The following is a 20709-nucleotide window of genomic DNA, read 5'->3' on the forward strand; positions in this document are numbered from 1 at the left end:
ACCGCAGAAATGGATATGTACCCGACAAGCAAGAACCTGGTCGGCTGTCAGGCCGCCAAGGTAAAGACCAAAAAACCGTCAGTAACCGCTCGAACCGTAATCAACCTGAAAATCGAACCCGGTGACCCGCTCGACACCCGTTTCGAGCTGGCCATCAGGCAGGAGCCGCAACCAGCGATACCCCGGAGCCTGCCCCCCGACCTTGAAATCATCGCTGCCCGGCTCAAACTGAATACAGGTCGAAGGCGAGGCAATCAGGCGCACCCCCTTGCGCAGCTGATCAATCTCCTGATGCACATGCCCCCATAAAACAGCCCGCACCTGCGGAAAACGATCGAGCACCGCAAACAACGCCTCAGGGTTTCGCAACCCGATCGGCTCCATCCACGCACAGCCAATCGACACCGGATGATGGTGAAAACACACCAGATGATGCCGCTCCGGCGCCTCACTCAGCGACCGAGCCAACAACTGCAACTGCTCATCCTGCAAATACCCCGGCACCGAACCCGGCACGGCCGAATCGAGCAACGTGACCCGCCAGTTAGCCACATCCACCACCGGCTCCAGCAACGCGCTCTGCACCGCCGCCTCGGCCATGATCTGTGGTTCATCGTGATTGCCCGGAATCCAGCGCGCTGGCGCATCCAGTTGATGGGTGAGCTCGCGGAACTGCTGATAAGACTCCAGCGTCCCGTCCTGAGACAAATCACCGCTGGCGATGACCAAGTCGATATGCGGTTGCTGAAGCTGCACCAACTCGATGACTTTTTGCAGGCTGTCCCGGGTGTTCATGCCCAGCAACGTTCCGTCCGCTTCGGCGAACAAATGGCTGTCGGAGAGTTGCACCAGCAACGCCGGATCGGCGGTGGTCAATGTGGATACGCTCGGCAAGGCGTTCTCCCAGGGCTGAATCACGGGTGTGGATGGGTACCGCAATTATGCTGGGGGACGCTCAAAAGGGGAAATCCGTGAGCCAGACGCAGTTCACAACTACTACCGAACGACGGCGTACTCATGCCCGCAGGCCAGACAATGGCTCAGCCATTCCCCCAGAAACATATTCAGCTGGGCCTTTTCGTCCGGCTGGTGCATCGACGCATTCGGGTAAGGATAGATGCTGCGAAAACGCCGTGCATGTTCGGCGCTGACGACTTCGGCCATGCAGGCGTCGTGATAGACCTGCACTTCCAATTGCGGTATCGGCAGCCAGGGCAGGCTGTGCTCCTGGCGCACTTGCAGGGTCGTGGTGTACGGACAGACCTGCAACACTTCCAGCGCCAGCACGCCGAGCATCTGTTCGCCGTGGGTCACGGCAATGCGCCGCGCCGCCGGCTCGTCACGCATGTCTGGCAGCAGTCGCATCAAGCGCGCGTAGTTCGCCTCGCAGGAAGCTTGCAGCCCGGCAAGGTCCACTCGATAACGATCGCGCAGCTTGTTTACGACCATAACCCCCTCACTTCAGCGCGGTTTAAAGCTAACCATTGCAAGGCAATGATGCTGGCCGCGTTGGCAATTCGTCCGTCACGTACGGCTTGCAGGGCATCTTCGAACGCCCAGACCGTGACGCGGATATCTTCAGCTTCTTCCTCCAGCCCATGCAGGCCGCCAACCCCGTTCGTGTCGCAACGCCCCAGGAACAGGTGCACAAATTCATTGCTGCCGCCCGGCGACGGGAAATATTTGATCATCGGCCAGAGCGCCCCGAATACAAGCCCAGCTTCCTCCTGCCCTTCGCGGTGAGCAACTTCTTCCGGCACTTCTTCCTTGTCGATCAGACCAGCGACCAGCTCGATCAGCCAAGGGTTGTCGGTCTTGCCCATGGCACCGACACGAAATTGCTCGATCAGCACCACTTCGTCGCGTTGCGGGTCGTAAGGCAGCACGCACACCGCATCGTGACGAACGAACACTTCACGATTGATCTCGCGACTCATTCCACCGGCGAACAGTTCGTGGCGCAAGTGCACACGGTCGAGCTTATAAAAGCCCTCGTAGCACTTTTCGCGCCGAACGATATCAACGGCGGTCGGAATGGCGTTGGCAAAATCAGTCATGAAAATCCTCTTTACTGCAAATCCGTTACGAGGCTTTTTTTACTTTCAACCTCGACTTCGCGCCATCCTAACGCGCCTGCGACATTTGATGCAGCCCCTTTCCCGTCAGCGGGATAGACGGTGAGGGCGAAACCAACTCTAATTAGCTTAGTGGCGAACTGACTGCTTCGTTGATAGTCGAAGCGGATAACTTTTTGCCTTTCCCTTTTTTGCAAAGGACGCCCATGTCGCTTTTTAAAATTGCCTCCGTGGCCGCAATCGCCCTGACGCTGGGCGCCTGCCAGAGCCTGTTTCAGCCGAGCTACCGGGCGCCGCTGGAAACCACTCGCGACGCCACCGAAACCCTGAAACCGGGGTGCACCACATCGGAATGCCCGCTGGTAAACATCGATACGATACGCTTCCCCGCCGAACCGCAGCTGGACGCCATCGTCGAAAAGCGCCTGCTGCAATTGACCCGCACGTCACCGGACGCCCCAGCGGCACCCACACTGACGGCCTATCGTGACGAGTTTTTGCGCACGGCCGCTCCGCGCTCCAGCAGTTACCTGCAAGCCAAAGTACGTGAGCAGCATGACGGCTTGGTGATCGTCGAGTTTTCCAGCTACCTGGACACCGGCGGCGCTCATGGCACACCGGGTCGCAGCTTTATCAACTATTCACGCCAGCAGCACAAAGTCCTGACCCTGTCGGACATGTTGATTCCAGGCCAGGAAGAAGCCTTCTGGAAGGCAGCACAGGTCGCGCACAACAGCTGGCTGATCAGCACCAAGCTCGATCAGGAACCGGAGTTCGTGAAGAGCTGGCCGTTCCAGAAGACCCAGAACGTGGCGCTGACCTACGGCGGGGTGATCCTCAAGTACGAAACCAGCACCATTGCGCCTTACGCGCTGGGCCATATCGAACTGAAGATCCCCTACCCTCGCCTGAACGGCATCCTCAAGCCCGAGCTGTTTCCCGGCCGTAGCTGAAGGCCCGGCCCAGCACCAACTGCAGCAGCCCTGCCAGAATCAACGACGGCAGGGTTGCGCCGATGTCCGGATACAGATTGGCCAGCATATGATAGGTGCTCACCCCGCCCAACCAGGCGAGCAACGCCGGCCAGCGTAAGGCGGCTGACGCCACTAGAGCCGAGCGTTTGCGCAAGATGAAGTGATCCACCAGCACCACGCCGAACAGCGGCGCAAACACCGAACCGATCAACAGCAGAAAGTTCTGGTACTGCGCCAGTGGCGCCAGGCACGCGATCAGTGTGCAGATCACGCCGATGGCCAGCGCCAGATGTTCGACTTTCAAGCGCAACAAAATCCCGCTGGAGACGGCCGCCGAGTGAATATCGGCGAAGGCGTTTTCCGACTCGTCCAACAGGATCAGCAGCAGCGGAATGCCAAGGCCGGCACCGGCCAGCGCCAGCAGCAAGGCATTCACTTCACCGCTCGGCGCGAACGCCAGGGTGTAGGCCACGCCCAGGCTCATCAACCAGAAATTGCCGATAAAGAAACCGATGGCCGTGCCGCCGAAGACGTTTTTCGCACGCTTGCCGAAACGCGAGTAGTCGGCAATCAGCGGCAGCCACGACAGCGGCATCGCGATGGCAATGTCGAAACCCACGGCGAACGGCATCGTTCCATCACCGGCCTGCGCCCACAAGGCGGGCAGATCGGCTTTGGCGAACAGGTTCCAGGTCAGCCAGATGCACGCGGCCAGCAACAGCCAGATGCCCCACTTGCGCAGGATTTGCCGCACGAAGGTCAACGGACCGCTGACGGCCAGCAAGGTCGCAAGGGCGCCGAAGAACAAGGTCCAGAGCAGCGGATTCGACAGCAGGCTGCCTTCGCTGAAGGCCCGCGCGCCCAACAGGCTGGCGGCGTCGCGCATGACAATGATTTCGAACGAACCCCAACCGATCAGTTGCAGCAAGTTCAACACGGCCGGCAAGCTCGCACCTCGTTTGCCGAGGCTGAGTTTGAGCGCGGCCATCGACGACAGGCCGGTGTCGCTGCCAATCACGCCGACGGCGGCCAGCAGCAAAACGCCGACCAGGGTGCCGAGAAAGATCGCCAGCAACGAACCGGACAGGCCCAGGCCTGGCGCGAGCAGTGCGCCGGTCTGCAGCACCATCAAGCCGATGCCGAGGGAGAACCACAGGGAAAACAGATCGCGGCCGCCGAACACACGTTTATCGGTCGGTACCGCGATGTCGGGGGAATACGTACTCGGTTGAATGCTCAAGGGTGTTGACTCATAGAGATGATAGCCACAAGCCGCAAGCTTTAAGCTGCAAGTGAGAAGCAGGCGTTATGCGCGCTTCTAACTTGCAGCTTGCCGCTTGCCGCTTAAACCTTTTTGTAAAGCTGACTGCCTTCCTGCTTGAACCGCTCAGCCTGTTCCGCCAATCCTTGGGCAACCTCGGCATCCACGGTTTCGATCCGCTGGTTGGCCGCGTATTCGCGGACTTCCTGGGTGATCTTCATCGAGCAGAATTTCGGACCGCACATGGAGCAGAAGTGCGCGACCTTGGCCGAGTCCTTCGGCAGGGTTTCATCGTGATACGAACGGGCGGTGTCCGGATCCAGACCGAGGTTGAACTGGTCTTCCCAACGGAATTCGAACCGCGCCTTGCTCAAGGCATTATCGCGAATCTGCGCACCCGGATGCCCTTTGGCCAGATCGGCGGCATGCGCGGCGATCTTGTAGGTGATGATCCCGGTCTTCACGTCATCCTTGTTCGGCAGGCCCAGGTGTTCCTTCGGCGTCACGTAGCACAGCATGGCGCAACCGAACCAGCCGATCATTGCCGCACCGATCCCCGAGGTGATGTGGTCGTAACCCGGCGCGATGTCGGTGGTCAGCGGGCCAAGGGTGTAGAACGGTGCCTCGTCACAGCATTCCAGCTGCTTGTCCATGTTCTCTTTGATCAACTGCATCGGCACGTGGCCGGGGCCTTCGATCATGCATTGCACGTCGTGTTTCCAGGCGATCTTGGTCAGCTCGCCGAGGGTTTCCAGCTCGCCGAATTGTGCGGCGTCGTTGGCGTCGGCAATCGAACCCGGACGCAGGCCATCGCCCAGCGAGAAGCTGACGTCGTAGGCCTTCATGATTTCGCAGATGTCTTCGAAATGGGTATAGAGGAAGTTTTCCTTGTGGTGCGCCAGGCACCACTTGGCCATGATCGAGCCGCCACGGGAAACGATACCGGTCACGCGCTTGGCGGTCAGCGGCACGTAGCGCAGCAGAACGCCGGCATGGATGGTGAAGTAGTCGACGCCCTGCTCGGCCTGTTCGATCAGCGTGTCGCGGAACAGCTCCCAAGTCAGGTCTTCGGCAGCGCCACCGACTTTTTCCAGGGCCTGATAAATCGGCACCGTACCGATCGGCACCGGCGAGTTACGGATGATCCACTCGCGGGTTTCGTGAATGTGTTTGCCGGTGGACAAGTCCATGACCGTGTCCGAACCCCAGCGAATGCCCCAGGTCAGCTTCGCCACTTCTTCTTCGATGGACGAACCCAGCGCGCTGTTGCCGATGTTGCCGTTGATCTTCACCAGGAAGTTACGGCCGATGATCATCGGTTCCAGTTCGGTGTGGTTGATGTTGGCCGGAATAATTGCGCGGCCACGGGCGATTTCGTCACGAACGAATTCGGGGGTGATGATTTTCGGCACGCTGGCGCCGAAGCTGTGGCCGGCGTGTTGCTGGTCCAGCAGGCCGGCGGCGCGGGCCACTTCCAGCTTCATGTTTTCGCGGATGGCGACGTATTCCATCTCGGCGGTGATGATGCCTTGGCGGGCGTAGTGCATCTGGCTGACGTTGGCCCCGGCCTTGGCGCGGCGTGGGTTATTGACGTGAGCGAAGCGCAGTTTGGTCAGTTCGGCATCAGCGAGGCGCTCCTGGCCGAAGTTCGAGCTCAAGCCCGGCAGGCGCTCGGTGTCGCCGCGGGACTCGATCCACGCTGAACGCACATCGGCCAGGCCTTTGCGCACGTCGATGATGACATTGGGGTCGGTGTACGGGCCCGAGGTGTCGTACACAACCACCGGCGCGTTGATCTCGCCGCCGAAATCGGTCGGGGTGACATCCAGGCTGATTTCGCGCATCGGTACGAGAATGTCGGGACGCGAGCCCTGGACATAGATTTTTTGCGAGCGGGTAAACGGTTGAACCGACTGTTGATCGACTTGGGCCGAATCACTCAGGTTCATCGTGTTTTTTGGTTTTATCGTCATCACGGGCTCTCCAGACAGCATCCAGGCAGTGGGATTTTGTCGGAGCGAACCTGTAACGAATGGACGCAGCCAATCAGCCATGACAATGCCGTTGGTGCTGTGCTCAGTGCTCGAGGGGTGTTCGATTGTCGAACAACATCCCGGACGAAGCACAAGAGGACTCGCCGGGTGACGAGAAATCTTGTTCCCTACGCAGGCGCTAACCTGATCAGGTTCAACGGGATCCGAAATTATTCGATCTCAGCCTCATAGCAAGGCACCCCGACAAGAACCCGGCCAGTCTAGACACAACTGGCAGAGAACGCCAATACCGCTACAAACACCATGATGAATGGCGCATTCCGGATTGTTCACGCCCTCTGGCGCAACTACACTCGCTACGCCAAGCCACGCATTGACGTGGTACGCGCCGCGCCTTAGCCTTGGCGCTCAAATTATTTGTGTAATATTTATTCTAGGGAACGCCTATGCTGCGCAAACTTTCACTGGTTATTGCCGTGTCTTGTGCGTCCAATGGGATGGCCTGGGCAGCAGAAGCGCCCGTATCAAACAAAAACGATCTGGTGAGCGTCTACCAGGAAGCGAAGGCCAACAATGCCGACCTTGCGGCGGCCATTGCTCAATACGGCGCACAGAAAGAAGTCGTACCCCAGGCCCGTGCCGGCTTGCTGCCCAATCTTTCGGGCGGTGCCGAACTGGCCAACGTGCGCACCTCTATCGATCAGCCTTCATCGACCGCCAATCGCAGCGCAAATTCGTATCAGGCCACCTTGGCGCAGCCACTGTTCCGCGCCGATCGCTGGTTCCAGTTCCAGGCCGCCAAGGACGTCAACGAACAGGCCGCCCTGCAACTCTCGGCCACCGAGCAAAACCTGATCCTGCAGACTGCTGAAAATTACTTCAACGTGTTGCGCACCCAGGACAACCTGGCGTCGACCAAGGCCGAAGAAGCGGCCTTCAAACGCCAGCTCGACCAGTCCAATGAACGTTTCGACGTCGGCCTGTCGGACAAGACCGACGTGCTCAACTCACAAGCCAGCTACGACACCGCACGCGCCAACCGGATCGTTGCGCAGCGTCAGGTCGATGATGCGTTTGAAGCCCTGATCACCCTGACCAACCGTCAGTACAGTTCGATATGGGGCGTCACCCACAGCCTGCCGATCTTGCCCCCGTCTCCGAACGACGCCAAAGCCTGGGTCGATACGGCGGCCAGACAGAACCTGAATTTGCTGGCCAGCAACTACGCGGTCAGTGCCGCAGAACAAACCCTCAAGCAGCGCAAGGCCGGTCATTTACCGACGGTCGACGCTGTGGCGAAATACGAAAAAGGTGACAACGACGCACTGGGTTTCAGCAACCCGAACGGCTTTGGTCAACCGTACAGTGGCAACGTCGAGCAAACGACCCTGGGCCTGCAATTGAACATCCCGATCTACAGCGGTGGCCTGACCACCTCCCAGGTGCGTCAGTCGTATGCCCAGCTGGACCAGACCGAGCAGCAACGCGAAGCGCTGCGTCGGCAAATCGTGGAAAGCACCCGCAATCTCCACCGCGCGGTGAACACTGATGTAGATCAGGTTTCGGCGCGCAAGCAGTCGATCATCTCCAACCAGAGTGCGGTGGAAGCGACCGAAATCGGTTATCAGGTAGGGACACGCAATATCGTCGACGTACTGGATGCGCAGCGTTCGCTGTACACCTCGGTACGCGACTATAACAACACTCGCTACGACTACATCCTGGACAACCTGCGCTTGAAACAGCAGGCCGGCACTTTAAGCCCGGGTGATCTGGAAGACCTGAAGCGTTACCTCAAGGCCGACTACAACCCCGACAAGGACTTCCTGCCACCGGGTCTGGCGAAGGCAGCGGAAGAGCAATTGAAAGCAAGACCTCCGCAGTAACAGGTCACCGATGTGGTGAGAGGGAATTACTTTCTCACCTCATTTATCAGCGATCGATCAACCGCCCCAGCCCATCCAGCAACCGCTGCAACGCCCCTTGATTGGTGCGCATCACCTTAAGCCCCGCCTCTGCCATCCGCTGCGCATCGCGCGGCAACTCGAACAGCCGCTGCACTGCCAGCGCCAGACCTTCGGCATCCTCCACTTCCTGCAACGCCCCGGCGCTGCGCAATTGCGCGGCGATTTCGAGGAAGTTGAACAGGTGCGGGCCGCTCAGGACAGGCTTGGCCAGCGCGGCCGGTTCCAGCAGGTTATGCCCGCCGTTCGGCACCAGGCTGCCCCCCACGAAAGCGCTGTCGGCCAAGGCGTAGAGAAACAGCAATTCGCCCATGGTGTCCCCCACCAGCACCGAGGTGGCCGAGGTCACCGGCTCGCCCGTGGAACGACGCAGCGTCGCAAAGCCCTGCTGCTGACACAGCTCGAACACTGCGTTGAAACGCTCCGGATGGCGCGGCACCAGAATCAGCAACGCATCGGGATGATTGGCCAGCAACTGGCGATGAGCCGCGAGGACCACTTCGTCTTCGCCTTCATGGGTACTGGCGGCGATCCACACCGGCCGATGGAGCGCCTGCCACTGAGTGCGCAGTTCGACGGCACGTTGCAGCAATTGCGGGTCGATGGTGAGGTCGAACTTGATCGAGCCGGTAACCTCCACGGTGTCAGGACGCGCGCCCAACTCCTGGAAGCGCCGGGCTTCAGCCTCTGTCTGTACCGCAAACAGGCTCATCTCGGCGAGCATCGGCTGTGTCAGTTTGCGAAAGCGGCCATAGCCCTTGGCCGAGCGTTCGGACAGTCGCGCGTTGGCCAGTGCCACGGGAATACCGCGTTTGGCGCATTGGTGGATGTGGTTGGGCCAGAGTTCGGTTTCCATGATCACCGCCAGCGTTGGCCGGACCCGATCAAGGAAGCGCGCAGCGGCGCAGGGCAAATCGTAGGGCAAATAGCAGTGCTGGATGCGCGGCTCGTTGGCGAACAAGGCCAGGATGCGCTCGGAGCCGGTCGGGGTCATGCAGGTCACGGTTATCGGTAACTGTGGATAACGTTGCAGCAAGGCACGAATCATCGGCGCCGCGGCAATGCTTTCGCCCACCGACACCGCGTGCACCCAGATACCGCCCGGCTTCATCACCGGCAGTCCAAGGGAGAAACGCTCGCCAATACGCTTGGCGTACGCCGGCGCCTTACGCGCCCGCAGCCACAGCCGAATCGCTACCAGTGGCAGCCCCAGGTAAAACAGCGCGGTATAGAGAGTTCTATTCATGGCGGCGGAGTTTATCGACTTTTCTCGCCGATCGCCTGCAAGTGCACGGCAAAACGTTCCGCCAACCAGCGAGCAGCCGGGCCCAGCGGTTCATCACGACGCCATACCAGTTCCACCACCAGCGCCGGCGGGGTCCATTCGCTGCTCAACTCAACCATCAGGCCCTGATACGCCGGGTATTGCACTACATGCCGTGGCAACCAGGCCCAACCGAGGCCGCGCACCAGCCATTCGGCCATCACGTAGAAACTGTCCGCGCGCCAGACTTGCGGGCTGGCCGGTTCGCTGCCGGGATAGACACTAGACTGTGTGGACATCAACAGTTGTCGATGCTGCGCCAGACCCTGGCAATCGACTTGAGCCTGTTTCGCCAGTGGATGGCCGACGCCGCAGACTGTGACCATCTCGACGCTGCCCAGCACTCGTCGCTCAAGGGCTTCGGGGATCTGGTCGTGATAAAACAGCAACCCGAGATCGGCCCGGCGCTCCACCAGTTTGCGCGCCACATCGCCTTGGGCAGCGCTGGTCAGTTGCACTTCGAGGCTGGGAAATTTTTCCGCCAGGGCTTCGAAGCTTTCGATGATGGGCTGATAGGGCATGGCCTCATCCTGCGCCACGCGCAGACGTGCTTCCTGGCCACGCATCATGGCCAGCGCGCGGCCATTGAGGCGCTCGCACTGACGCAACACTTCACGCGCTTCTTCCAGCAAGGCATTGCCGGCCTCGGTGAGTTTCGGCTGACGGCCACTGCTGCGGTCGAACAGGCTCACGCCCAAATCTTCTTCCAACAGTGCAATCGAACTGCTGACCGCCGACTGCGCCTTGCGCTGATTACGCGCCACGGCAGAAAAAGAACGCTGCTCCGCTACGCTGACAAACAGTCGCAGTTGCTCAAGATTCCATTGCATAGACCAACCCATCTTCAGAACAGATAGGTAATGACTTTACCGCATCTGAAGAGTCTCTAAAATGCCGATCTCAGAAAGCAACACTTCACCCAGAGGATGCCCCCATGACCGCTTACTACTACCTGGCCATCGCCATCTGCGCCGAAGTGATCGCGACCGTTTCGATGAAAGCCGTCAAAGGCTTCAGCACGCCCCTGCCATTGGTTCTGGTGATTGTCGGTTACAGCATTGCCTTTTGGATGCTGACCCTGGTGGTGCGCAGCGTTCCGGTGGGCGTTGCTTATGCGGTGTGGGCTGGCATGGGCATCGTGATGGTCAGCGTCGCGGCACTGTTTATCTACGGGCAGAAACTGGATGTGCCGGCGATGCTGGGGATGGCGTTGATTGTGCTGGGCGTTGTCGTCATCCAGTTGTTCTCCAAAACTGCAGGCCACTAAGAGCAGCTGCAAGCTGCAAGAGGGATATTCTCCGGCTCTTGCTTGCAGCTTGAAGCTTGAAGCTTGAAACTTGCAGCTTCGCTTTGAACACTGAGGTCGCCGCCATGCCATCCCCTATTTCCACCGACGTTCTGATTGTCGGCGCTGGTGTCGCCGGCCTCTGGCTGAATGCGCGTCTGCGCCGCCAGGGGTATTCGACCGTGCTGGTGGAAAGCGCCAGCCTCGGCGGCGGGCAAAGTGTGAAGTCCCAGGGCATCATTCACGGTGGCGCCAAGTACGCGTTGCATGGCGCTCTCACCGGGGCGTCGGAAGCCATTGCCGACATGCCGCGCCGCTGGCGTGAAGCACTGGCGGGTGATGGTGAGCTGGACCTGTCTGGCGTACGCCTGCTGTCCGAAGCCCACTACCTCTGGTCCCCCGGCACGCTCGCCGGCAACCTCACCAGCTTCTTCGCCAGCAAGGCCGTTCGCGGCCGTGTCGATCAGGTCAAGGGCGAGCAACTGCCACCGGCCCTGCAAGACAAACGCTTCAAGGGCAAGGTCTATCGCCTGGCAGAACTGGTGGTCGATGTGCCAAGTCTGATCCAGCGCCTGGCCGATCTGGCCGGTGATGGCCTGCTCGCCGGACAGAAAATTGAACCGTTGCTGGAAGGCAACGTTCTGCTCGGTCTCAAGGTCGACGAACGCGAGATTCGTGCCCAGCGCATAGTCCTGAGCGCCGGTGCCGGTACGGCGGCATTGCTCGAAGCGCTGGGGCTGAGTCAGCCCGCCATGCAGCGCCGGCCGTTGCACATGATCATCGCCAAAGGCCCGGGCCTCAAACCGATGTACGCCCATTGCCTGGGCGGTGGCACCAAACCGCGCCTGACCGTGACCACTCACCCGGCGGCCGATGGCCAGTGGGTCTGGTACATGGGGGGCGATATCGCCGAAGCCGACGGCGTTGCCCGAGAGCCCGCCGAGCAAATCGCCACCGCCAAGCAAGAAGTCGGACAGTTGCTGCCCTGGATCGACCTGAGCACCACGCAATGGGCCACCTTGCGCGTGGACCGCGCCGAGCCGCTGCAATCGGGGCTTATCCGCCCCGACAACGCCTTTGTTGCCGAGCAGGGTCGGCTGTTGGTCGGCTGGCCCACCAAACTGGCGCTTGCGCCAGACTTCGCCGACCGGGTCATCGCGAACCTGGCGCGTGACGGCATCCAGCCAGGCCAGACCACGCCGCTGCCACCGCTGCCAAAACCACCGATGGGCGTGCCCGCCTGGGATCAACTGCTGCCATGAGCCAACCGACCCTGCACGATCTGCACCGCCCGCTGGGCAGCACCGGCCTGCTGGTTTCTCCGCTGGGCCTGGGCACGGTAAAACTCGGCCGCGACCAGGGCGTGAAGTATCCCGACGGCTTCCAGATTCCCGACGACGACGATGCCCGCCGACTGCTCAAACTCGCCCGCGACATGGGTATCAACCTGATCGACACTGCTCCGGCTTATGGCCGCAGTGAAGAACGCCTCGGCCCCTTACTGCGAGGCCAGCGTCTAGACTGGGTGATTGTCAGCAAGGTCGGCGAAGAGTTTACCGACGGCCAGTCGAGCCATGACTTCAGCGCCGCCCACACTCGACTGTCGGTGGAGCGCAGCCTGCAACGCCTGGAAACCGACTTTATCGACCTGGTGCTGGTGCACTCCGACGGCAACGATCTGGCAATCCTCAATGACAGCGAGGTCTACGCGACCCTCGCCGAGCTCAAGGCCGAAGGCAAGATTCGCGGCTTCGGTTTTTCCGGCAAAACCGTCGAGGGCGGTTTGAAGGCGCTGGAGCAAGGTGATTGCGCGATGGTCACCTACAATCTGAACGAGCAGAACGAGAAGCCTGTCATTGACTATGCTGCTGCTCACGGCAAAGCCATCCTGATCAAAAAAGCCCTCGCCAGCGGTCATGTATGCCTGGGGCCAGGCGTGGACCCGGTGCGCGCCAGCTTCGAGTTGTTGTTTGAACATCCCGGTGTTGCCAGTGCTATTGTCGGCACCATCAATCCGCTGCACCTCGCCCATAACGTTGCGACCGTTGCCCAGGTCCTGCGTAGAAACTGATGCCGCCCGCGCGGCCTTAAGCAGGAGCCGACATGCCGCGTACGCTCATAAGAAAGAACCCGAACAACTTCAAGACCCTGCCGCTGTACGTCGAAGCGACTCCCGAAGGCTTGTGCTATCAGAGCGTCGGAATGCCGCTCAATTTCTCTCAGACCCTGCAACGTCGCCGCCTCGTGACGGTGGCCAGCACCGAACGATTTGCGTTGGAACTGGCCAATCTCGGCGTCTCGGTGCGCCTGACCCTGCATTGGCAGAATCGTGATTACTGGGTGCTGGTGCGTCAGCGTCGGCAAGACCGTGGCGACGTGGTGCTCAAGTTGATCTCTGGCTACGTACCGGCCCATGAGTTGAACCTGCCGCTGCACACCGCGATCCAGGAAATCGCCGAAGAATGCCTGCTGGAAACCCCGGAAGGCTGGCTCGGCGGGCGTTTCAACGACACGTGGCTGCCGGCACCCTATGCCAGCGCCCTGCATTATCGCGAGGCGCTGCCGTTTCGCCTGACGCCGCTGTCCGGTTCGGCGCGGCCGGTGCGTTGCGCCAGGCTTCAGTTGATCGAACGGCCGCGCGCCTACGTGCATTTGCCCACCGCGTCGTTGCAACTGATCTATGACTTACGCCTGGACGTGCCTAAAGAAGCCAAATCCCTGAGTCTGTTTCATGTCGACGAGCGGCTGGAAGGCGATCAACTGGTGGCCCGGCTCGACCGCAAGCGCCCGGACTTGTACCTGATGCCATTACAGGACGGCCAGCCGATGGCCGAGCTCTATACGCTGAAGAAAGATCAGCTGTACCCGGCGAGTACTCGTGGGTTGTTTCTGGCAGAGAGTTTTGCCCGGCAGGAAGGCTGGGTAGTGCGAGATGAGCGGATTCGCTGGAAGGATTGGGTGAGCCAGCAGGGGCTGAATCCACCGAGGAAGGACTCGGGCCTGGCGCGGTTGCGCGGGAAGGCGAAGCAATTGCTGAAGAAAATCGTGCCGCGTAAAAAAGTCAGCTCTTAGAGCAAAAGGTCAAAAGATCGCAGCCTCGTTTCACTCGACAGCTCCTACATTGAAATGCGATTCCCTGTAGGAGCTGTCGAGTGAAACGAGGCTGCGATCTTTTAGGCTTCACTCGGATTGGCGGATTTTTTCGACGATCGCCGTGGTTGAGCTGTTTGCCACCAGCCCCAGTACTTTTACCGTGCCGCCGTAAGCCGTCACGATGTCCGCGCCGACCACTTGGTCAATCCCATAGTCGCCACCCTTGACCAACACGTCCGGCTTGACCTCGCGCAGCAGGTTTTCCGGGGTGCCTTCAGGGAAGCTGATGACCCAGTCCACTGCGCCCAATCCAGCCAATACCGCCATGCGACGGTCGACGCTGTTGATCGGACGACCCGGCCCTTTCAGGCGGCTGACCGAAGCATCGTCATTGACCGCAACGATCAGACGATCACCTTGGGCACGCGCCTGCTCAAGATAGGTCACGTGGCCGGCATGCAGAATGTCGAAGCAGCCATTGGTGAAAACGATCTTCTCTTTGTGCGCACGCGCATCGTCGACCGCCAGCAGCAATTGCTCAAGGCCCAGCACACCGCGCTCCGAACCTTCTTCACGCTGGATAGCGCGACGCAGTTCCGGGGCGCTGATGGCCGCCGTACCGAGTTTGCCGACCACGATGCCCGCCGCCAGGTTGGCCAAGGCTACCGCGTGGGGCAATTCTTCGCCCGCCGCAATCGCGGCTGCCAGGGTAGAGATCACGGTATCGCCGGCACCGGTCACGTCGAACACTTCACGGGCGCGAGCTGGCAAGTGCAATGCCGGATGATCAGGGCGCAGCAAAGTCATGCCGTGTTCGCCACGGGTCACGAGTAACGCGCCGAGGTCCAGGTCGTGCATCAACTGCGCGCCTTTGCTCACCAGCTCGTGCTCATCGGCGCAACCACCAACGATGGTTTCGAACTCACTGAGGTTCGGAGTGATCAGGCTGGCGCCACGGTAGATCGAGAAATCCTTGCCCTTGGGATCCGCCAGTACCGGAATGCCACGGGCACGGGCTGCCTGGATCAGCACCTGATGGTTTTTCAGTGCGCCTTTGCCGTAGTCGGACAGCACCAGCACCTTGATGCCTTCGAGCAATTCATCAACTTGCACACCAAGCGCCAACGCATCGGTGGCGAAGGGTTCTTCAAAGTCGATACGCAGCAGTTGCTGGTGACGACTCATGACCCGCAGCTTGACGATGGTCGGCTGGTGCGCGATGCGCTGGAATAACGCACGAACCCCGGCACCCTTGAGGCTATTGGCCAGGCTGTCGGCAGCTTCGTCGTCGCCGGTCACGCCGACCAGCGAAGCCGGAGCACCGAGCGCAGCAATGTTCAACGCAACGTTGGCGGCACCACCCGGGCGGTCTTCGATTTGCTCGACCTTGACGACCGGTACTGGCGCCTCGGGGGAAATCCGTGAGGTACCACCATGCCAGTAACGGTCGAGCATGACATCGCCGACCACCAAGACAGGGGCTTGATCGAATCGCGGCATGGACAACTTCATGGAGCAACCCACATACAAAATGAACAGGGGCGCGATATTACCACAGGGTTGGCACTGGCTTGCGCGACGGCTGTAACGGAATGATTTTAAGGGGCGACCTGGTTATTTATTGAGCAGAAAACGCTGAAAACCGGGCGCATTGCGCACCCGGTGAGCAGGGGTCAGGCGATGTCTTCAGCCGGGGCGTCGAGGCCCATGGCGTTCAGCCGGGCGTAGTAACCGTTTTGCGCCAGAAGCTCGGCATGGGTGCCGCGCTCGACAATCCGGCCCTGATCCATCACCAGGATCAGGTCAGCCTTTTCGATGGTCGACAGACGGTGAGCGATCACCAGCGTGGTCCGGCCTTTCATCACTTGGTCCAGCGCCGCCTGAATGTGGCGCTCCGATTCGGTGTCGAGCGCCGAGGTGGCTTCGTCGAGAATCAACAAGGGTGCGTTCTTCAACAGGGCCCGTGCAATGGCCAGGCGTTGACGCTGACCGCCGGACAGCAGCACGCCGTTCTCGCCGACTTGAGTGTCCAGGCCTTGGGGCAACTGCGCGATGAAGTCCATTGCGTAGGCATCTTTCGCGGCTCTTTCGATCGCGTCACGAGGTGCGCCAGCCAGATCGCCATAAGCAATGTTATTGGCCACTGTGTCACTGAACAACGTCACATGCTGGGTCACCTGGGCGATGTGCTTGCGCAGGTTCAACAGTTTGTACTGCTCCACTTCGACACCATCGATCAGGATCTCGCCCTTGTCGTGGTGGTAGAAGCGTGGGATCAGGTTGGCCAGAGTCGACTTGCCGCTGCCCGACCTCCCAACCAGCGCCACCATTTGCCCTGGCTCGGCCGAGAAACTGATGTCATTGAGAACCAGGCGATCAGTGTCCGGGTAGGTGAAGCTCAGATGGCGCACGTCCAGGCGACCGCTGACGGCGTCGCGCTCGACGGTACCGGTATCGATTTCAGGCTCGACGTCCAGTTGTTCGAAAATACTCTCGGCCCCCGCCACACCTTTCTGGATGGTCGAGCTGACTTCGGACAACTGGCGGATCGGCTTGGGCAACAGGCCAGCCAAGGTGATATAGGCAACCATGTCACCGGCCGATGCATCGCCACGCAGGAACAGCACCAGGAACATCAACACCGCCATGGCGCTGTAGATCACCAGTTGCAGCAACGGCGTGTATATGGCACCGGTGCGAGTCATGCGCAGTTGTTTGTCGGTGTTGCCCTGACTGGCGGCGTAGAAACGCTTCTCTTCGTAGACTTCGCCGCCAAAGCTGCGCACCACGCGATAGCCCTGGATGGTTTCCGACGCCACGTGGGTCACATCACCCATGGCCACCTGGATTTTCTTGCTCTGCTTGCGGAATTTCTTGCTCGCGGTGCGCACCATGATGGCGATCAGCGGCAGGATGGCGATCATGACCAGCGTCAGGCGCCAGTTCATGTACAGCAGCGAGGCAAACAGGAAGATCACGGTCATGCCTTCACGGATTACGACCTTGATCGCATCTGTGGCCGCCCCGGTGACCATCGTCACGTTGAAGGTGATACGCGAAATCAGATGACCCGAGTTATGCTTGTCGAAATACCGATTGGGCAAAACCAGCAGGTTATTGAACAGCTGTACCCGCAAGTCATGGACGAGCCCGAGGGAAACCTTGGCCAGAAAGTAATTGCCCAGATATGATCCCAGCCCCTGCCATGCGGCGATCAGAATGATCAGCAACGGTACAGCCTGCAACAGTTGCAGGTCGCGCAGGTAAGGCACCGTGGGAAAAAGCACTGCCTCAGGGTTGGACAGGCCATCGACAAAGTATTTGAGGATGTAACCGAGCATCGGCTGGGTCGAAGCGAAAATCAAAAAGCCGACAATGCTGATCAGAAACAAACTGATGTACGGCCGGACATAGCCGAGCAGGCGGAAGTAGATTTTCAAGCTCGATGGGCTTGCGGAGAGACTAGAGTCGGTCATATCACGCGTTTGTCGATAAAAAGGACGCTGACTTTAGCACAGCTTCTTCAGGGTTCTGGCAATCGACTAAAGGCTGTTATTGTTAGGCATTGAATTAAGCATCAATTGGCCATCACCCCGAAATGGCCGATCAACTTCAGGATTGAATCTCTCAGCATGCAACTCAGCGGCTTCAATAGTGTGTCAAATCGAGTTTTCGATTTCATTTGCCTCTGGATTCTTCCACTTGGCTATCTCTTGTTTCTATGCGCACTGTTCTTCTTGCCAGGCCGAAGTCTGCACCACAAACTTTTTTATGGCCTGTTCAGCATTCCGACGCTGATCGCCCTGTGTCTGCGCCCCCGCGAACTCAAGGAATTGGTCCGCGACCCGATCTTCAGTGCCGTACTGATGTTCTCGGGCTGGGCGCTGGTGAGTTTGTGCTGGGGACCGGAAAAGGATGGCTTCGCCAGTCAATTCAAAGCACCGCTGCATACCCTGATGCTGTTCGCTGGCTGCTACATGGTGGTGCGCTATCGCAGCGAAATCGTTCACCCGCTGCTGTTCACTGCGGCACTGGTCGGACTGGTCGGCACCGTCCACAGTCTGTTCATGTTCGCACGCGTGTACGAACCGGGTATGCGCTTGGTCGGGGGGGGTGCGTTCGACAACCCGCTACTGAGTTCTCACATGTATGGTTTTTACGCGACCTACTGGCTGAGCATGAGCATGATCTGCAAGCGCCGACTGATGCTCTGGCTGAGTCTTCCGGCATTGGCAATCATGTTCGCCGCTGTAATCGCCACCGGCTCCAGAACGCCTCTGGTTGCACTGACGATGGCGGCGCTCTGGCTGGGTTTTATTTGCTGGAACCGTCGCTCCGTCGTATTGCTGGGCGCGCTGGTTGCCAGCGCAGCCACGGTTTATATGCTCTTTGCTCGAATGATCATCGAGCGAGGTGACTCTTACCGCTTCGAAATCTGGCAACTAGCCATCAATAAAATAGCCGATCACCCCTGGATCGGTCATGGTTATAGCGCCAATCTCGCCATCGATCCCGGCGTCGGCATCAATTTCCAGGAACCCCACAGCTTTGCCTTGGGCGTCCTCTATTACGTCGGGATTTTTGGTTTACTGCCATGGCTGTTTTTCCATGCCTGGGGCTTGTTGAGCTGTTGGCGCAATCGTGTGCAACCCCTGTTTATCATCGCCTCAACCTGGCTGATATTCGGAATCGGTGCAGGCCTTACCGAGGGTGGCGGAATCATCTCCCGACCCAAGGAGCATTGGTTCCTGCTGTGGATTCCGCTGGCGCTGATCGTCGCTCTTTGCATCAACCAGCGCGCCCGACGCTTGTTGGCGATGCCCATCAAAACGCTGACGCCAACGGCCCAGCAGCAATTGACCGCCAATGCACAAGTGATCGAAGAAGATGGTCTGGGCCCCAAAGTCTTGCGCCTGCTCGATGGCAGCTTCCTCAAGCTGTTTCGCGGCCGTCGTTGGTACACCTCAGGCAGTTTCAACCCCTACTCCGAACGCTTTGCTGTCAACAGCGAGCAATTGCGCAGCATAGGGTTCCCGACCCCGCCGATTCTTGATCTTTATCGCCTCGCGGACGGCAGCAGTGCCGTGCACTATTCGCCGCTGCCCGGCAATACACTGCGCCAGGTCCTGCAAGGCATAACCGCACCCGCAGTGCGCCAGGCGCTGGTGGAGCGTTTTGGCAAGTTCATGGCTCAACTGCATGAACAAGGTGTCTATTTCCGCTCGCTGCACCTGGGTAACGTGCTGGTACTTGAAGATGGCGAGTTCGGTCTGATCGATGTCGCCGACCTGCGCATTTACCCGTCTTCATTGAGCCTGGCCCTGCGTCAGCGTAATCTGCGCCATATGCAGCGCTACACCGTAGACCGGCGCTGGCTGTTCGAAGAACACTTTGAAGCCCTGCTTCAGGGCTATGCCATGACGGCATCGAAGTCCGCTGTTGATAACCTGCACAGGCAAGTGCTGGCCGGGAGCTCCCCGGTCAAGGCTCATTGATGACTGAAACCAATCCCCTCATTGCGCTAGCAGGTTATCTGCTGGCCATTTTGACCGCCGCCCTGCTGTTGCGCGCCGTGCCGAAAATCGCCCGTCAAATCGAACACTCCAGTGAAAGCCGTTATGCCAGCATTGATGGGCTACGCGGTTATCTGGCGTTCGGAGTGTTCGTGCACCATGCGATCATTACCTTGATCTTCCTGCGCACAGGCGTGTTTGATTTTCCGCCGAGCAATTTCTACTCTCAGCTCGGGCAAGGCAGTGTCGCGCTATTTTTCATGATTACCGGTTTCCTGTTTTGGAACCGACTGCTGACCCAGGGACGTCAGCACGACTGGCTGGCCTTTGCCGTATCGCGATTGTTTCGCCTGTATCCGTTGTATTTGCCGCTGATGCTGATCGTGTTTGTCACGGTGTTCTACCTGCAGAACTGGGAGCTCAAGGACTCCTGGATTCAGTTATTTGGCCAGACTCTGGCCTGGCTGACCTTTGACCGACCAGACGTCAACCAGTACCACCAAACCGGCATGCTGATCTCCAACGTCACCTGGACCTTGAGTTACGAGGTGTTTTTCTATCTGGCATTGCCCCTCGCCGGCATGGTGTTTATCTACCGGGGCAGCTGGCAGCAAACGGTGTTGTGCCTGATCGGCATCTACGGCTTGTATGAATTGATCGGCATGGAGCACTCGCTGAAAAAACACTTTCTGGCGAGCTTTCTCGGCGGCATCGGCGCTGCGTACTGGGTTCGCCGGCCGCAACTGGTGGCCTGGGGTCAGACTCGAATGGCGGGGATTATCGCGCTGCTGGCATTGGCCATTGCCTTCACGGCATTCAACCGTGCTTTCGCCCTGAGGCCATTGCTGCTCATGTCGTTGTTTTTCGTGATTGTTGCGTCCGGAAACACCCTGTTCGGCGCACTGAAACCACGCAGCATCCGCTGGCTCGGCGAAATCAGCTACAGCACCTATTTGCTGCACGGCTTTGTGCTGTGGGTGTTCATCCAGCGCCTGCCGCTGGTGCTTGATCTAGACGTTAGTGACATCTGGACCTTTCTGCCGCTGATGGCCCTGTGCAGCTGTTTGCTGATCATCATCAGCAGCCTGACGTTCCTGTACATCGAGAAACCGGGAATAACGGCGGGCAGAAAGGTCTTGCTGTGGCTGCGCCAAGGCAAAAAAGCCAACAAGAGCCTGGCAGAGGACATCGCTGGCTGAAGCTGCTACACGACGCATCGAAGCTGG

At 59.4% G+C, this 20709-nt stretch carries 17 protein-coding genes and 1 riboswitch; of the genes, 8 read left to right on the forward strand and 9 right to left on the reverse strand.

The features are described 5' to 3' along the window. Nucleotides 1–78: 78 nt before the first annotated feature. From cpdA to PMI22_RS10320, 3 genes are all read right to left on the reverse strand, one after another. Nucleotides 79–894, reverse strand: coding sequence for a 3',5'-cyclic-AMP phosphodiesterase (gene cpdA / locus PMI22_RS10330; RefSeq protein ID WP_007946984.1), 816 nt, complete (start codon nucleotides 892–894; stop codon nucleotides 79–81). Between the two features lie 102 nt (nucleotides 895–996). Then, entirely contained in the window at nucleotides 997–1449 is a 453-nt protein-coding gene (locus PMI22_RS10325) for a DUF1249 domain-containing protein (RefSeq protein WP_007946985.1), read from the reverse strand. Beyond that, a complete protein-coding gene (locus PMI22_RS10320) occupies nucleotides 1440–2057 on the reverse strand; it encodes an NUDIX domain-containing protein (protein WP_007946986.1) in 618 nt (205 codons plus the stop codon). The genes PMI22_RS10325 and PMI22_RS10320 overlap by 10 nt, the downstream gene beginning before the upstream one ends. A gap of 224 nt (nucleotides 2058–2281) precedes the next feature. Here PMI22_RS10320 and PMI22_RS10315 point away from each other — a divergent pair, with 224 nt between their 5' ends. Next, complete coding sequence (locus tag PMI22_RS10315; protein ID WP_007946987.1) at nucleotides 2282–3028, forward strand: RsiV family protein; 747 nt, start codon at nucleotides 2282–2284, stop codon at nucleotides 3026–3028. Here PMI22_RS10315 and cytX read toward each other — a convergent pair. Both cytX and thiC read right to left on the reverse strand, forming a co-directional pair. After that, a complete protein-coding gene (gene cytX, locus PMI22_RS10310; RefSeq protein ID WP_007946988.1) occupies nucleotides 2997–4289 on the reverse strand; it encodes a putative hydroxymethylpyrimidine transporter CytX in 1293 nt (430 codons plus the stop codon). The genes PMI22_RS10315 and cytX overlap by 32 nt on opposite strands. Nucleotides 4290–4393: 104 nt before the next feature. Continuing rightward, nucleotides 4394–6283: a phosphomethylpyrimidine synthase ThiC gene (gene thiC, locus PMI22_RS10305; RefSeq protein ID WP_007946989.1), complete on the reverse strand. Its 1890-nt coding sequence runs from the start codon at nucleotides 6281–6283 to the stop codon at nucleotides 4394–4396. A gap of 168 nt (nucleotides 6284–6451) precedes the next feature. Further along, nucleotides 6452–6557: riboswitch (TPP riboswitch) on the reverse strand. 193 nt (nucleotides 6558–6750) lie between these two features. Between thiC and PMI22_RS10300 the strand changes: the two genes are divergently transcribed. After that, nucleotides 6751–8190, forward strand: a complete 1440-nt coding sequence (locus PMI22_RS10300; protein ID WP_007946990.1) for a TolC family outer membrane protein — start codon at nucleotides 6751–6753, stop codon at nucleotides 8188–8190. A gap of 46 nt (nucleotides 8191–8236) precedes the next feature. Here the strand turns inward: PMI22_RS10300 and waaA are convergent, their stop codons facing one another. Both waaA and PMI22_RS10290 read right to left on the reverse strand, forming a co-directional pair. Further along, complete coding sequence (gene waaA / locus PMI22_RS10295) at nucleotides 8237–9514, reverse strand: lipid IV(A) 3-deoxy-D-manno-octulosonic acid transferase (protein ID WP_007946991.1); 1278 nt, start codon at nucleotides 9512–9514, stop codon at nucleotides 8237–8239. Between the two features lie 11 nt (nucleotides 9515–9525). Then, nucleotides 9526–10422: a LysR family transcriptional regulator gene (locus PMI22_RS10290; RefSeq protein WP_007946992.1), complete on the reverse strand. Its 897-nt coding sequence runs from the start codon at nucleotides 10420–10422 to the stop codon at nucleotides 9526–9528. 104 nt (nucleotides 10423–10526) lie between these two features. Here PMI22_RS10290 and PMI22_RS10285 point away from each other — a divergent pair, with 104 nt between their 5' ends. The 4 genes from PMI22_RS10285 to PMI22_RS10270 all read left to right on the forward strand — a co-directional run bounded on the left by PMI22_RS10285 (nucleotide 10527) and on the right by PMI22_RS10270 (nucleotide 13949). Beyond that, nucleotides 10527–10859, forward strand: coding sequence for a DMT family transporter (locus tag PMI22_RS10285; RefSeq protein WP_007946993.1), 333 nt, complete (start codon nucleotides 10527–10529; stop codon nucleotides 10857–10859). Nucleotides 10860–10963: 104 nt separating this feature from the next. After that, a complete protein-coding gene (locus PMI22_RS10280; protein ID WP_007946994.1) occupies nucleotides 10964–12139 on the forward strand; it encodes an NAD(P)/FAD-dependent oxidoreductase in 1176 nt (391 codons plus the stop codon). After that, complete coding sequence (locus PMI22_RS10275) at nucleotides 12136–12948, forward strand: aldo/keto reductase (RefSeq protein ID WP_007946995.1); 813 nt, start codon at nucleotides 12136–12138, stop codon at nucleotides 12946–12948. Before PMI22_RS10280 ends, PMI22_RS10275 begins: the two co-directional genes overlap by 4 nt. 32 nt (nucleotides 12949–12980) lie before the next feature. Next, nucleotides 12981–13949 (forward strand): hypothetical protein, encoded by a 969-nt coding sequence (locus PMI22_RS10270; RefSeq protein ID WP_007946996.1) that lies wholly within the window; start codon nucleotides 12981–12983, stop codon nucleotides 13947–13949. Nucleotides 13950–14057: 108 nt separating this feature from the next. On the opposite strand, the gene hldE is transcribed toward PMI22_RS10270, so the two are convergent. Further along, nucleotides 14058–15482, reverse strand: a complete 1425-nt coding sequence (hldE, locus tag PMI22_RS10265) for a bifunctional D-glycero-beta-D-manno-heptose-7-phosphate kinase/D-glycero-beta-D-manno-heptose 1-phosphate adenylyltransferase HldE (RefSeq protein ID WP_007946997.1) — start codon at nucleotides 15480–15482, stop codon at nucleotides 14058–14060. A 161-nt stretch (nucleotides 15483–15643) separates the two neighbouring features. Then, nucleotides 15644–17446: a lipid A export permease/ATP-binding protein MsbA gene (msbA, locus tag PMI22_RS10260; RefSeq protein ID WP_007946998.1), complete on the reverse strand. Its 1803-nt coding sequence runs from the start codon at nucleotides 17444–17446 to the stop codon at nucleotides 15644–15646. A 156-nt stretch (nucleotides 17447–17602) separates the two neighbouring features. Here msbA and PMI22_RS10255 point away from each other — a divergent pair, with 156 nt between their 5' ends. Beyond that, the gene (locus tag PMI22_RS10255) at nucleotides 17603–19465 is read left to right on the forward strand and encodes a bifunctional O-antigen ligase/aminoglycoside phosphotransferase family protein (protein ID WP_007946999.1); all 1863 of its coding nucleotides are present in this window, start codon (nucleotides 17603–17605) and stop codon (nucleotides 19463–19465) included. Then, nucleotides 19465–20682 carry an acyltransferase family protein gene (locus PMI22_RS10250; RefSeq protein WP_007947000.1) on the forward strand — a complete coding sequence of 406 codons (1218 nt, stop codon included), beginning with the start codon at nucleotides 19465–19467 and terminating at the stop codon, nucleotides 20680–20682. Before PMI22_RS10255 ends, PMI22_RS10250 begins: the two co-directional genes overlap by 1 nt. Nucleotides 20683–20709 lie beyond the last annotated feature (27 nt).

The sequence above is a fragment of the Pseudomonas sp. GM21 genome (genome assembly GCF_000282215.1).
Classification (GTDB): domain Bacteria; phylum Pseudomonadota; class Gammaproteobacteria; order Pseudomonadales; family Pseudomonadaceae; genus Aquipseudomonas.

Bases quoted from the DNA above. Each gene is read 5' to 3' on its own strand.
- PMI22_RS10325 (WP_007946985.1), bottom strand. From the start codon at position 1,449: ATGGTCGTAAACAAGCTGCGCGATCGTTATCGAGTGGACCTTGCCGGG.
- PMI22_RS10320 (WP_007946986.1), bottom strand. From the start codon at position 2,057: ATGACTGATTTTGCCAACGCCATTCCGACCGCCGTTGATATCGTTCGG.
- PMI22_RS10315 (WP_007946987.1), top strand. From the start codon at position 2,282: ATGTCGCTTTTTAAAATTGCCTCCGTGGCCGCAATCGCCCTGACGCTG.
- thiC (WP_007946989.1), bottom strand. From the start codon at position 6,283: ATGACGATAAAACCAAAAAACACGATGAACCTGAGTGATTCGGCCCAA.
- PMI22_RS10300 (WP_007946990.1), top strand. From the start codon at position 6,751: ATGCTGCGCAAACTTTCACTGGTTATTGCCGTGTCTTGTGCGTCCAAT.
- waaA (WP_007946991.1), bottom strand. From the start codon at position 9,514: ATGAATAGAACTCTCTATACCGCGCTGTTTTACCTGGGGCTGCCACTG.
- PMI22_RS10290 (WP_007946992.1), bottom strand. From the start codon at position 10,422: ATGCAATGGAATCTTGAGCAACTGCGACTGTTTGTCAGCGTAGCGGAG.
- PMI22_RS10285 (WP_007946993.1), top strand. From the start codon at position 10,527: ATGACCGCTTACTACTACCTGGCCATCGCCATCTGCGCCGAAGTGATC.
- PMI22_RS10280 (WP_007946994.1), top strand. From the start codon at position 10,964: ATGCCATCCCCTATTTCCACCGACGTTCTGATTGTCGGCGCTGGTGTC.
- PMI22_RS10275 (WP_007946995.1), top strand. From the start codon at position 12,136: ATGAGCCAACCGACCCTGCACGATCTGCACCGCCCGCTGGGCAGCACC.
- PMI22_RS10270 (WP_007946996.1), top strand. From the start codon at position 12,981: ATGCCGCGTACGCTCATAAGAAAGAACCCGAACAACTTCAAGACCCTG.
- hldE (WP_007946997.1), bottom strand. From the start codon at position 15,482: ATGAAGTTGTCCATGCCGCGATTCGATCAAGCCCCTGTCTTGGTGGTC.
- msbA (WP_007946998.1), bottom strand. From the start codon at position 17,446: ATGACCGACTCTAGTCTCTCCGCAAGCCCATCGAGCTTGAAAATCTAC.
- PMI22_RS10255 (WP_007946999.1), top strand. From the start codon at position 17,603: ATGCAACTCAGCGGCTTCAATAGTGTGTCAAATCGAGTTTTCGATTTC.
- PMI22_RS10250 (WP_007947000.1), top strand. From the start codon at position 19,465: ATGACTGAAACCAATCCCCTCATTGCGCTAGCAGGTTATCTGCTGGCC.